9 protein-coding genes are annotated in these 12,842 nt (G+C 43.2%); 5 read left to right on the forward strand and 4 right to left on the reverse strand.

Annotated features, from left to right (window positions below; genetic code table 11):
- The first annotated feature begins 277 nt into the window (after positions 1–277).
- The 4 genes from AAEZ02_RS03090 to AAEZ02_RS03105 are packed head-to-tail and all read left to right on the forward strand — an operon-like array spanning position 278 to position 3,749.
- Entirely contained in the window at positions 278–1,846 is a 1,569-nt protein-coding gene (locus tag AAEZ02_RS03090) for a cryptochrome/deoxyribodipyrimidine photo-lyase family protein (protein WP_351121889.1), read from the forward strand.
- Positions 1,843–1,995 carry a DUF2256 domain-containing protein gene (locus tag AAEZ02_RS03095; RefSeq protein ID WP_124013836.1) on the forward strand — a complete coding sequence of 51 codons (153 nt, stop codon included), beginning with the start codon at positions 1,843–1,845 and terminating at the stop codon, positions 1,993–1,995. Before AAEZ02_RS03090 ends, AAEZ02_RS03095 begins: the two co-directional genes overlap by 4 nt.
- A gap of 10 nt (positions 1,996–2,005) precedes the next feature.
- Positions 2,006–3,592 carry a cryptochrome/photolyase family protein gene (locus tag AAEZ02_RS03100; protein WP_351121892.1) on the forward strand — a complete coding sequence of 529 codons (1,587 nt, stop codon included), beginning with the start codon at positions 2,006–2,008 and terminating at the stop codon, positions 3,590–3,592.
- A 28-nt stretch (positions 3,593–3,620) separates the two neighbouring features.
- Complete coding sequence (locus tag AAEZ02_RS03105; protein WP_418895987.1) at positions 3,621–3,749, forward strand: hypothetical protein; 129 nt, start codon at positions 3,621–3,623, stop codon at positions 3,747–3,749.
- A 100-nt stretch (positions 3,750–3,849) separates the two neighbouring features.
- Here AAEZ02_RS03105 and AAEZ02_RS03110 read toward each other — a convergent pair whose 3' ends face one another.
- Together AAEZ02_RS03110 and AAEZ02_RS03115 are read right to left on the reverse strand one after the other, a co-directional pair.
- Positions 3,850–4,650, reverse strand: coding sequence for an alpha/beta hydrolase (locus AAEZ02_RS03110; protein WP_351089199.1), 801 nt, complete (start codon positions 4,648–4,650; stop codon positions 3,850–3,852).
- Between the two features lie 19 nt (positions 4,651–4,669).
- Positions 4,670–5,698 (reverse strand): DUF2817 domain-containing protein, encoded by a 1,029-nt coding sequence (locus tag AAEZ02_RS03115; RefSeq protein ID WP_351121895.1) that lies wholly within the window; start codon positions 5,696–5,698, stop codon positions 4,670–4,672.
- Between the two features lie 245 nt (positions 5,699–5,943).
- Here AAEZ02_RS03115 and AAEZ02_RS03120 point away from each other — a divergent pair, with 245 nt between their 5' ends.
- The gene (locus AAEZ02_RS03120; RefSeq protein ID WP_101032717.1) at positions 5,944–7,158 is read left to right on the forward strand and encodes a 4Fe-4S binding protein; all 1,215 of its coding nucleotides are present in this window, start codon (positions 5,944–5,946) and stop codon (positions 7,156–7,158) included.
- A gap of 438 nt (positions 7,159–7,596) precedes the next feature.
- Here AAEZ02_RS03120 and AAEZ02_RS03125 read toward each other — a convergent pair whose 3' ends face one another.
- Both AAEZ02_RS03125 and AAEZ02_RS03130 read right to left on the reverse strand, forming a co-directional pair.
- A complete protein-coding gene (locus AAEZ02_RS03125) occupies positions 7,597–9,075 on the reverse strand; it encodes a carbon starvation CstA family protein (protein WP_124013833.1) in 1,479 nt (492 codons plus the stop codon).
- A gap of 621 nt (positions 9,076–9,696) precedes the next feature.
- Positions 9,697–12,279: an acylase gene (locus AAEZ02_RS03130; RefSeq protein ID WP_351121898.1), complete on the reverse strand. Its 2,583-nt coding sequence runs from the start codon at positions 12,277–12,279 to the stop codon at positions 9,697–9,699.
- Positions 12,280–12,842 lie beyond the last annotated feature (563 nt).

Consider the following 12,842-nt stretch of genomic DNA (forward strand, 5'->3'; position numbering starts at 1 on the left):
CAAGTGCTTGTGAGCTTATACGCTTTTTTATGGAATCAGATTATGTAGATCGGATCATTCAAACAGCATGTTAGCGCGATATACGATCACCACCGCCAAAAAACATAAAAAAGACCATTTAGGCCGGTATCTATTAATCATCACGCTCAATACAACTTATTACGCTTAATTGTTCCATCTAAAGTGACGAACAAATCATAACAATCATCACCAAAGCAATCTAAAGCGCGAATCGCTACGTACCAACTAGCTCATTCATTATGAGATTTTTGGCACCATGGTCAATACCGCCAAACACGCTATTAATATCGTCTGGTTTAAACGCGATTTGCGCTTGTCTGATCATCAGCCGCTCGTCGATGCGTTTAACCATCATCTACCCTGCTTGCTGATTTATAACTTTGAGCCATTTATGCTGGCTGACTCGCATTATAATGAGCGTCATTGGCGCTTTGTGTGGCAGTCGCTACAAGACATAAATCAACAACTGGCGCGGTTTAATGGTCAGGTATATACCTTCAATGCGCCAATAATTGATTTGTTGAATGAATTATCTCAACAGTTTGAAATTAAAGATATTTTTAGTCATCAAGAGATTGGTCTACACAACAGCTTTGAGCGCGATAAAGCGGTTGCCCGCTGGTGTCATCAGCAGCAAGTTAATTGGCAGCAGTCACCTACTGGCGCGGTAGTGCGTGGCCGAAAACACCGCAAACAGTGGGACCAACACTGGCAACAAGTTATGAACAGTCCTATTGCTATCCCCAATTGGCAATTATGTCTGCTACAAAAGCTCGATAACTATCAAAATCCGCTTATCGACCAAGCCATCATGATACACAATGATCAGTTTCAAACGGGTGGTCCTAAAGCGGCCAGAGCTGTCTTGAACAGCTTTTTAGGCCATCGCGGTAAAGACTATCAACGCAGTATTTCTAGCCCCAGTTTGAGCCGTATCCATTGCTCACGTTTATCGCCTTATTTGGCTTGGGGCAACATCAGTCTTCGGCAAGTTTACCAAGCCACATTAACTCGTTATAACCAAGTGCAGAGCCAAAACGGTGATAACCCAATAAATAGTAATAACCGAGGTTGGCGAAAGTCATTGCTGGCGATGATGTCGCGCTTACACTGGCATTGCCATTTTATGCAGAAATTTGAAAGCCAATGCAGCATGGAATTTACCCCGGTAAACCCTGGGTATCTAGAGTATCCCTACCGTACAGACGACAAAGTACAGCAAGATATTCAGCGCTGGGCCGAAGGTCAAACGGGGATCCCAATTATCGATGCCTGCATGCGCGCTTTACAGCACACCGGTTACATTAATTTTAGAATGCGCGCCATGTTAGTCAGCTTTGTGACTCATCATTTAAACATTACGTGGCAACATGCCAGCTTACCGTTAGCCAATTATTTTCTCGATTTCGAACCTGGGATCCATTACCCGCAACTGCAAATGCAAGCCTCGGTCACAGGCATTAATACCATACGCTTATACAATCCAATCAAGCAGTCACAAGACCAAGATCCCCGTGGGGATTTTATTCGCCAGTGGTGTCCAGAGCTTACCAACTTACCCAATGAGTATATTCATCAACCTTGGCTACAGCCGCCGATGGAAGCTATTTTTAATGATGTAATTTTAGGCCGTGATTACCCAGAGCCTATGATAGATTTAACCCTAGCCGCTCAAGCTGCGCGCGATCGCTTATGGTCATACCGTGAACAACCTCAAGTTCAACGGCATATCGGCGCAGTATTAAGCCGTCACGTTAGCCCTAAACGCAAACGTACCAAGAACAAGGCCGCAGAACTAAAGGTACAGGCAAAAAGACCGTCATGACACATAACAAACAACAGCTTGAACAGAAAACCTGTTTGGTTTGTCAGCGCCCTTTTACATGGCGTAAAAAATGGGCGAAAGACTGGCCAAGCGTAAAATACTGCTCTGAGCGCTGCCGTCGCCATAAAGCCTCTAGCCAAACAAATTAAGGTAACGAATATGACGACACTGCATACTGATATATCTGCGCCATTATTGGGCGAGACCGACACATTAAGGCTGATCCTGGGCGATCAACTCAACGTCAGTCACAGCTGGTTTACACAGGTTAATCCCAACCGAGTGTATTTAATTGCCGAGCTGCCACAAGAGACTAACTACGTCAGTCATCATGTGCAAAAAGTGTGTGCCTTTTTTGCGGCTATGGCGCAATTTGCCCAAGCTTTAGCACAATGTGGTCATCAAGTGTTGTACCTGACCTTAGATGAAACCCAGCACTATGCCGACCTACCAGCGTTGCTTGAACACATTACTGCTGCGCATAAGTTAACTCATTTTGAATACCAACAGCCTGACGAATACCGTTTATCGCAGCAATTAGGATCTCTTTTACTACCAGGCATTGCTATCAATAGCACTGACAGCGAACATTTTTTATTGCTGTTTAGCGACATACAAGGTCAATTCACCCCGAAAAAACACCTCAAAATGGAATTCTTTTATCGACGGATGCGCAAACGCTTTAATGTGCTGATGCAAGATGGGGAACCTTTGGGAGGCCAGTGGAATTTTGATCAGCAAAACCGGGCGAGCTTTAAAAAGAATGACCTTGCTGATGTTCCTGCGCCGTTACTGTTTGCCAACGACGTCAGTGATATTTTAGCCCGACTTAAGCGCCACAATATCAACACCATAGGCAAAGCGGAAAACCAATTGTTATGGCCAGTTAATCGGCGTCAATCACGTGAGTTACTTGACTATTTTTGCCAGCACTTATTGATCCGCTTTGGTCATTTCCAAGATGCGATGACCGAAAATAGCCCGTCGGCTTGGAGCCTATATCATTCAAGGTTATCGTTTGCGCTCAACGCCAAAATGATTTCGCCTAGCGAAGTGATCAATAAAGTCATCGCTCATTGGCAAGCACATCAAAATGATATTTCACTGGCTCAAGTGGAAGGTTTTGTGCGGCAGATATTAGGTTGGCGCGAATATGTCCGCGGTATTTATTGGATCAATATGCCCGACTACGCTACTGATAATGCCTTGCAAGCACAACGGCCGCTGCCGGAGTATTTTTGGACCGCAAACACTAAGATGAATTGCATGCACCACGCCATAAAACAGTCGCTCGATTATGCCTATGCCCACCATATTCAAAGGTTGATGGTGACTGGCTGTTTTAGTTTACTCGCGGGTATCAATCCAGATGAAGTCGACCAATGGTATTTAGGCATTTACATTGATGCCATCGAATGGGTCGAAATGCCCAATACTCGCGGGATGACTCAATTTGCCGACGGCGGCATTGTCGCCACAAAACCCTATGCCGCCAGCGGCAATTATTTGAATAAAATGGGCGATCATTGCAAAAGCTGTCATTACAATGTCAAACTCAAAACCGAAGCCAACGCCTGCCCGTTTAACAGTTTATATTGGCATTTTATTCAACGTCATCAAGAGCGATTTAAACGCAATCCACGCATGGCGATGGTGTATAGAAACTGGCAAAAGATGGATGCTAACACTCAGCAGGCCATTATCAACAAAGCCGATACGCTATTAGAAAATATAGAAAGCTTATAACCTTTAACTGTCGGGATAGGATTGAATGATGGACAAAATCTCAGCCATACGCAGTTTTGTCGAAGTCACCTGTTGTGACCGTTTAACCAAAGCTGCCGAGCAACTAGGCTTAAGCCGTTTGCAGCTATCTTGGCACATTGAAGCAGTCGAGTCATGACTCACACAACACCAGACCATAGCAAACAAGCTAATGCGGATTAGCGAGGTACAGATCTCTGGTTAAGAATCTCTAATTAATAATCGCTAATTAAGAATCTTCAGCTAATAATCTTGAGTAATAGTTGCTGTAATTGCTGCGGTTGATCAAGGCTAGCATCATGGCCGCAGTCATCAATTTTAAGTAACGGAGTTTGGTAAAAAAGAGCTAATTGCTCGCTACATTTGGGATTAGCTAACTTGTCTTGATTGGCAACGATCACACTAACACAGGTGCCTTGTAATACAGGGCTATGAAAACGGGCTGAGGCGTACAATTGGCGTAGCCCATTGATAAATGATGTATGAGATTGCAACCTTAGTAAGCTCCAAGCATTAATCACTTCAATACTTTGACCAAAATGCCTGCTGGTAAAATCCAATACTGTTGCCTCTAGCCAATGTCCTCTGTCAGTTCCCCCTTGATTTTGACCAGGCAAATAAGGGCGAACAACGCTTAGCAAAGCATGCGCTAAAGACATCATTAACCCCCAACATTGAAACCGATAATACCAAGGTGACAAGTTGGCCGCGCTGCTGTTAATTAACACCACATGCTGCACTCGTGATCGACACTGCGCCGCCATAGTTAACGCCAACATGCCTCCCATAGACAAGCCCACTAATACCAAGTTAACTTGGCTTGGCGGCGTACCCTGTTTAAGCAACGCGGCATCAATTTGCTGCCACACCGCATCACAATAGTCTTGCATTTTACCTGGACTAACCTGATTAACTAACACACCATTACCGGGTAAATCCACGCTAATGACATTCACAGCTTGTTGGTTTAAACGCTGATCAAATCCATTCCAATGACGACTGTCACGCATTAATCCTCTTAGCAATACCAAGGTGGTCATAGGTTATCCTCACTTAGCCTCATTTAGCTTTTTTAGACCAGAAGCGATTAGCTTGTTGAGTCAATAGGGTCAGTTGTTTAGGGTTTATTTGTTCAATAACTTGCGCATAAGCAGCATCGATCAAAAACTGCATTAATACCACGTGTCGCCGTAAAACGCGTTGATGTCGATGTGTTTTTTGCGGATTAAAATAGCCGGGGAAATTAAATAACTGACGCGGATTTTTACGCAACCAAGCCCATGACCCCATTTCTAACGTTAACGGAATAAACGGTTTATCGCTAACATTACTCGCCACCAAGTAATCCCAAATATCGCCATGGGTACGATAAAAATGACTTTGCGGCGCTAACCGATAATGACTGTGGTGAGGATAACCTTTCTCGAACAATTGCATTAGCTGATAAATATAACCTATCCCAGCAAACGGCTGCCGAGTATGGGCATGAGGAAACCACACATGATCGCGTAAGCCAAAACCAGAATGGGCGTCTAAGGCAATAACACTGCTGCTCTGTTGTTGTAGTTGTTGAACATACCTTACTAACGCTTGGGTTTCGAGTTCCATACCATGTTGGCCGCGATACCAAGGCAAGCGTGGTGATAATCGCTGACCGCCAACAAGAAAGGTCACCTCTTCATCTGAATCAATCGATGCATTACGCATTAAATCGACGTTATTACCATTACCACGGCTGCCTCGTAAAAAGCCCACCGGATTCACCACTGGCACAAACGCTAAACGTACATGCTTGAGTAATTGCTGTAAATGAGTATCCCAAGGCAGACGATTAAGTAAGCTGCCTAAAAAAGCCAGCACCACTTGCGCACCAATCCGTTCAACACCGTGCACCCCACCGACAAACAATACGGTAGGACAAGGTTGTTGTTGGCCTAACTCAATGGCCGTTACCGACAGTTTTTCACCACGGTAATATAAATCCGCTAAAGACTGGTGCCGAAATTGCTGTTGATGCTGTTGATGCTGTGCAATTAGGCGTTTTAATGTGTCTATCTCAAACGAATGCTCAAATGAAAACGTACCCATTAGCCACTATTTACTGTCACAAAATGATCTTAATAAACTAACCAAAAAATAAGACAAGTTAGTGACAATAAATTGAAACAACCTAAATAACACATTGCTTAACAATGTTTACATAAAGTAAACAAATCAATATAGATCATATAATTAGAAAACTATTATCGGGTTTGGAGACCCAAATCACATTCGATTTAAGGCAGAGGTTTTATCATTATTTCAAGATAGTAAAACTAAATAGGCATTCGATAATGAGTACAATTGAATCAATCACCTTAATGCTAGCCTTAGTGTATAGCACCAGCTTGCTGTACTGGAGTGGCAAAAAATGGGGCGCACTTGTCAGCGCTGCATTATTGCTCGGTGCAACCCTAGCCAGTTTTTTCTGGCCATTACTACTCATATTATTGGTCGCGGTGATCATTGTCACGGCACTAGGACAATATCAACCTGCGTTTGCCAATGCAGAAGGTAGACCCAACCAAGTACGTGAGATTTGCCAACACTTCTTTGCCCTTTCCATGTTATTGGTCGGAGTGCAATATGCTATCAACGCAGGATTATTATATGCAGGGGAAACGCCTTGGTTAATGCGACCCGATGTCGGTGATGCGTTTTTACCTATTGCTGGAGGCATTGAACTTAAAGCTATTTTAACCTTAGGGCTCTGGGATCAAAATCATCCTGCGGCAGTGGTTATGCTGTGTGTCGTATTACTCACAGGTTTAATATGTAAGCGCGCATTTTGTGGCTGGGCTTGCCCATTAGGGTTAGCTGGCGAATACCTCTATAAACTGAGAAAACATTTTATTCACGCCGAACTTCTGCCACCAGCATGGTTGGATTGGCCACTCAGAATGCTTAAATATTTGCTATTAGCAGCACTGCTTTATTTGGTTATTTCTATGCCAGCGGCATCTATCCCACATTACATGTCAGGGAATTACCACAAAGTAGCCGACTTAAAAATGGCAGTATTTTTCATGATGCCATCAATGGTTGCCTTAATCGGCTTCGGTATTCTGTTTGCGTTAGCCGCATGGCGTCGCCAAGGTTTTTGCCGTTATATTTGCCCTTATGGCGCGCTGTTAGGCATAGTGAGCTTTTTCAGTCCATTTAAAATTCGTCGTAATACTCAGCATTGTTTAATTGAAACCAAAGGCATGAGTTGCGATAAATGCACCCGCGCATGCCCTGCCAATATATCAGTACATACTCAGAAAGATATTCGTTCCGATGAGTGCCAAGCCTGCATGCGTTGTGTGTCAGCGTGTCCTAAAAAAGAGGCGCTGCAATTAAGCACTCGCAATGGTATTAAACTGTCTGCCAGAGGATTGCTGATTATGTTACTGACGGTAATGTTTATGTTACCGCTGTTTGCTTACGTCGGAGGCTATTGGCACAGCCAAACGCCTGACGACATAAAAATGGAACTGATACAAAAGCTTGATCGTATAGGTCATTAATTCAGAGTTTATAATGAACAATTAAAAATCAATAACACGAGTGTCTATTTTATTTAGACACTCGTGTTATTCCTCACTGACTCAAGCATCAATGGTTGTAACCAATGACCAAACACTATTCGTTTCCTCCTTTAAAGCACGTTGCTTGGTTTTCGCTGCACAATAAAATCCTATAGCAAGAGCCTAGAACGCTGCGCTGCTAGTACGCTTCGCGGTAGAGGCTATAAAATCAACAGCCTAGCAGGACAACGTCCGCCCTAGAACCTCGAAGACCGAAGGTCGCTCTAGCCCCCGTAGGCGCCTAATACCTAGCACCTTGAACGCTGTCATGTCTCGTCATGCACAATCCTGCATGCCGAGGTCGTTTGGGTATAAGCAAACAAAAAGGGCTGCGCAATGCAGCCCTTCAATTAAATATCACTTACCACAATGGTTAACTTACAAGCCTTCAAGCGTTAAACGCTTACTACGCTTATTATTCGCAAAAATCAGTGCAATTAACGCCACCACACCGACAGCAATACCGATAGGTTGACTTAATGGTTGAGGGAAGCCAAAACCAATACCCGCCGTTAAAATGTACGACACTGTCACACTCGTCCCCACAATAGCAGGTAAACTCACGATCCAATGGAAGGTACCACGGTTAAATAAATACTTGGTCGCTAGCCATAATACGCTGGTAGATAACAACATATTTGAGAATGCGAAATAACGCCAGATCAGTGTAAAATCAATCTTGGTCATAAAATAGGCAATAATCAAAATAGGCACCGCAACAAATAAACGGTTTCTGATACTTTGAGGGATCTTAAAAGCATCAATAATGGTTAAACGTAATGCTCTAAATGCAGTATCACCAGAGGTAATTGGGAAAATCGCCACCGCAATAATCGCCATAATACCACCCGCGGCACCTAAGTAAGTAGAAGCCACTTGGTTAACCACCATTCCTGGACCACCTATGTCAAGAATACCTTTAAGTTCAGCATAACCACCAGGGAAAGCCGCGATACCCGCAGTAGCCCAGACACATGCGACCACACCTTCTGCCATCATTGCGCCGTAGTAAACAGGACGAACGTATTTTTCATTGGTTAAACAACGCGCCATGATGGGTGCTTGTGTTGAGTGGAAACCACTAATCGCACCACAAGTAATAGTGACAAACAATAATGGCCATACAGGTAAACCGTCTGGATTAGGCTCTAATAATTCATTGTTATAGTGACTGTGATCAAAATAAGCAAAGATACCATCAACAGTCGGTAATTGTGGTGCGTGGATTAATAACGCAACAGCAATTGACGTTGTCATCACAATCATTAATAAACCAAATACTGGATACAGTTTAGTAATGATTTTATCTATTGGTAACAAGGTTGCTAAAAAGTAATAGCCCAAAATCAATAATACCCAGAAGGTATTTTCGCCAAAAATGGTGTCTTTAAAATAATCTAAGTTACTGAGCAATCCTGCTGGGCTCATGATGAATACAACACCAACGAAAAATAACAGCATGGCAGTAAATATCAGCATGGCTGCTTTAAAGTAAATATTAAAATAATGTCCCGCAATTTCAGGTAAGCTTTTACCGTCCTCTTTGATGCTCATGACACCGGAGAAGTAATCGTGAACCGCGCCACCGAGTAAATTACCAAGGACAATCCATACCAGCGCTATAGGGCCATAAAGCGCACCTAAGATAGGTCCGAAGATAGGTCCGACACCAGCGATGTTGAGAAATTGAATTAAGAACGCTTTAACCGGATGAACTTCGACATAGTCAACGCCATCATTAAATCGTGCTTGAGGGGTTATTGCATTAGGGTCGATACCCGCTTGCCGTTCAACGAACGGACTGTAAAACTTGTATGCGAGCAAGAGAAGCCCGATACAAATGAAAAAAATCAACATGTCATTATCATCCATTAGTTATAGGAATGTACTCAATGTTAAGTTTGTTTCAGATAGCTTTAGAGGTCAAGTCATGAGGTATTATACCAAGGTAGGGGTTGCTATTAATCGCTCATCGTGACTTTATATCCAGCTTGGCGATAAAGTATAACTTTGTTAATGGGTTACCTCTACTCCCCAGCCATAGTGACTTTGTTACTTATCCCAACTTACTCTCATACTTTCACAAAAAAATCGACCCGCCACGCTTAATGCATGTTAATGCAGACAATACCCTTGTAGTATATAAGGATTAGTTTAACGCCATAAACAAACAATAATCTCGAATAAAAGCATTCTATTTATGGGTAAAATAAACTGTCTTAGATTATTATGTAAATATCATGTCAATATTATGTCAATATTATATCAATGTTATAATAGCCGCCTACTCGAGCTAACCATTCGCAATAAAGAGCAAAATCCACCTCATCTGCTCGCTTTCTCGATTTTTTCGCTTGTTATTTTTTTCGTTTGTTAGCTTTTTAGCTTGTTAGCTTTTTCGCCTATAAATAGATAAAACCCCACCGGCATTGCCAGTGAGGTTTTATTAGCCAAAAGATAATATAGTCGTTTGCTAAGCTATTTTTGCAGGGTTAACTCGATGCTAGATTCAACCGATGCTTGGATCTCAGCTTCGGTAAATAACAATGGACGTAATTGCTTTGCCGTAGAATACAGTTCACTTTGATCAGAAAAGCTAGGGCTTAACACGTTACTGGACTCCGAATAAGTCAAAAGACCTTTTGCCTTAGGACCATCATCAGTAAAGCTCACGGTCATCATCCAACTTGAACCACTTCGGATTTGGTAACCTTCTGAGGTTAATCCTGATGCTGCCGCCTTACCTGAAACAACATCTAACACAGGTGGGTATTTATGTTGAGGTATTAAAGTGTCATCACCGGATAAGGTGGTCGAAAACACGTTAAATCCACCTTCCGCATTATGACTACCAGGCCAAGGTAGCTTCACCCCAGATGCACTGCCATCAGGGAGTGACTTTTCAACAAATTGCACCTCTCCTAAGCTCGCATCCACAGCAAAACCTGCCGCTTCAAGATTCAACGCCCCATGAGCTAAAGCGATTAACGCGCTGCCATCAGTATTGAGCTTATTGGGTGTTGTTGCTGCACTCATATAATCAAAAGCTTCAGTTAACATGGTATTTTGATCAAACTGATGGGCAAACTCACGAATTAACGCCCCGCCCTTACTGTCATTATCTTGCTTACCATTCCACGCTCTTAGTGCTGAACATGATGCAGAAACATCTTTAGATAATGTGGCGCTCACCACCACGGGCGTATCACCTTGTAACTCACATTGGCTAATTAAGTCGGCTAACACCAACTCTGCGAGATAAGCTCGGTTGGATAATAAGGCCGTTTCAAGCTCTTCTATACTAAATTTACCGTCATCACCGGCTGCATCATCCATTAACGTTAACCCCATGCGAGTCCGTAATGATAATTGACCTCGCTCTGGACCGTATAAAGGAGAGAAGTTTTCCAAAGGTGCAGCAAGGTTAGTCGACCAAAATGAGTTATTTGAGTTTTGCACAAAGTCACTACGTTCAAGCTTAGGTGCACGTTCATAAGGCATTGGCGAATCATAACTAAACACCGAGGTATTACCCGGTAAAATAGTAAAACCAGCTTGAGCTTTAGCTGCAACAATAGCAGGGGTAGTTCTAATTATATCGACCACTAAATCAGAAAAACCCGGTACGGTTGAGTCGTCAATATAAAAGGCATTGCCTTCTTTGTCTGCGTACATAGTGTTATTAAAAATCACCCCATCATAATTTTTAAATGCTTGCTGGAACTCATCTTTATTGGTGGCGCGGTTCATGGCTAACCAATGATCAAGCGGATCTTTATTGGCCATGTTGGCGTCTTGAATAAAGAAGGCTTGACCATCATCCCAGCCAAACGGCGCCAATGATGGCGGCGCCTCAACCATTGGACCTTTAGCTGTGGTGTAAATGTCTTTTTCGGCCACCAACATACCTGCTGCACCTGCATTGACTAATACCGACACCGTTTCTTTGGTGATCGGCATCTTTGAGCCATCAAACAGATACTGCAATCTGTCACCTGAGACTAACTCTAGGTTATACATAACAAAGTGCTCGGCTGTCGAAAAGGTATGGGTCCAGGCAACATCGTTGTTAAAACCAATGTTCACCAGACCAGGCATACCCACTAACGACCCACCCATGACATCAATCTGGCCTGGGATAGTCATATGCGACTGCCAAAAACGTAAATTACCGGTATGCGGAAAATGCGGGTTACCTAACACCATGCCTTTACCGTTTTCGGTTTTATCTTTACCTAAACCCCAACCATTAGAACCCAAGTTTCGAGGATTAGTTTCAGGGGTGGTAATATTCGCCGCCCGTGCTATTAATTTATTGTTCATATCCTGCACAAACGCGGTTTGTGCAGTGGACGGTGCCGGCCCAACAATACGCGGTAAATACTCTTCGCCATCACCAGGGTTGGCGTAAAAAATTAAATCTAAAAAGTTAGCCGCACCAGGTAATAACGCGATGGAAAATATATAGTTGGCTACATCAATACCGCCAATGGGTTTAACCCAAGGTTGACCCGCACAGAATGGCTCGCCAGTTTGAGTTCCAGCGTCTATATCGGCAAGGTATTGATTATAACCCGCACTAAAGCCTTCCATTAATGCGCGCGAGTTATAACTAAACTGTGAATACTGGTTTTCAGCAAGCTGTCTAATTTTTAACGCTTTGTAAGCAAAATCAGAGATTAAATTGCCATTATCTTCGCTGGTCGGCAGACCCGTAGCAAAATCAATTGAAGCATGGGGGCCAAAGTACATTGACCGTTCAGAATTAGCTTTAATAAACCCATCGGCCATCACACATAAATTGTCTTGTGCTTGGGCATAACCACTCCCAAAACCTAGGCTTTCTAAGTTATCGGCAGAGATATGTGGTACACCGTATTGAGTGCGACGGATGTTGGCCTTTAAGGTGCCGTTAGGGGCAAAAGCTTGTAATGGAGGTGAAATGGCTTCGGGTTCTGGAGTAGGTTGAGGTGTTTTACCGTATTGAGTGTCATCACCACACCCGACGATAACCACACTAGAAACCATGCCAATGGCGAGCAGTATCTTGTTCAGTTTCATTATTATTATCCTTGTTGTATCCCAATGCTAATTAGCATGATGGGTGAGGTATTGAATCCTTTACGCCTCAATTTAAGCTAACAGCACGGCCAAAGTAATCCCAGTTACCTTGAAACGAATGCGCTGTTGTTAAATACAACAAAGACATGCATGCTCATTTAAGCAATCATTCAGTCGTCTGTCTACATCTTGATAAAAATAGCCGAAACTTGCTTAACAAAAACAATTAACCTTATAAAGCTAACCTCAGTCCTGGATAATAAACGATTATAAAATAGCGACGTCTTTGGCTATTTGCGTTGCATTGACCTGAATTAAACAAGTTATTTATGCGTAAATACGCCTTGTTAGCAGAACAAATGGCAAGTTTGATATTGATGACCCGCTGCGAGTATCGCTTCGCTGCTAAGATTGTATAGCATCTAGCAGCGTAGCGTCCTAGCATCTAGGCTTTTCGCTTGTATAGCATCTAGCAGCGTAGCGTCCTAGCATCTAGCAGCGTAGCGTCCTAGCATCTAGCAGCGTAGCGTCCTAGCATCTAGCAGCGTAGCGTCCTAGCATCT

It is taken from the genome of Shewanella sp. T24-MNA-CIBAN-0130 (assembly GCF_040310185.1).
Lineage (GTDB): Bacteria > Pseudomonadota > Gammaproteobacteria > Enterobacterales > Shewanellaceae > Shewanella > Shewanella psychromarinicola.

Coding starts and splice junctions, on each gene's coding strand:
- AAEZ02_RS03110 (WP_351089199.1), bottom strand. CDS start 4,650: ATGACCACCTTGGTATTGCTAAGAGGATTAATGCGTGACAGTCGTCAT.
- AAEZ02_RS03105 (WP_418895987.1), top strand. CDS start 3,621: ATGGACAAAATCTCAGCCATACGCAGTTTTGTCGAAGTCACCTGTTGT.
- AAEZ02_RS03095 (WP_124013836.1), top strand. CDS start 1,843: ATGACACATAACAAACAACAGCTTGAACAGAAAACCTGTTTGGTTTGT.
- AAEZ02_RS03120 (WP_101032717.1), top strand. CDS start 5,944: ATGAGTACAATTGAATCAATCACCTTAATGCTAGCCTTAGTGTATAGC.
- AAEZ02_RS03125 (WP_124013833.1), bottom strand. CDS start 9,075: ATGTTGATTTTTTTCATTTGTATCGGGCTTCTCTTGCTCGCATACAAG.
- AAEZ02_RS03100 (WP_351121892.1), top strand. CDS start 2,006: ATGACGACACTGCATACTGATATATCTGCGCCATTATTGGGCGAGACC.
- AAEZ02_RS03115 (WP_351121895.1), bottom strand. CDS start 5,698: ATGGGTACGTTTTCATTTGAGCATTCGTTTGAGATAGACACATTAAAA.
- AAEZ02_RS03090 (WP_351121889.1), top strand. CDS start 278: ATGGTCAATACCGCCAAACACGCTATTAATATCGTCTGGTTTAAACGC.
- AAEZ02_RS03130 (WP_351121898.1), bottom strand. CDS start 12,279: ATGAAACTGAACAAGATACTGCTCGCCATTGGCATGGTTTCTAGTGTG.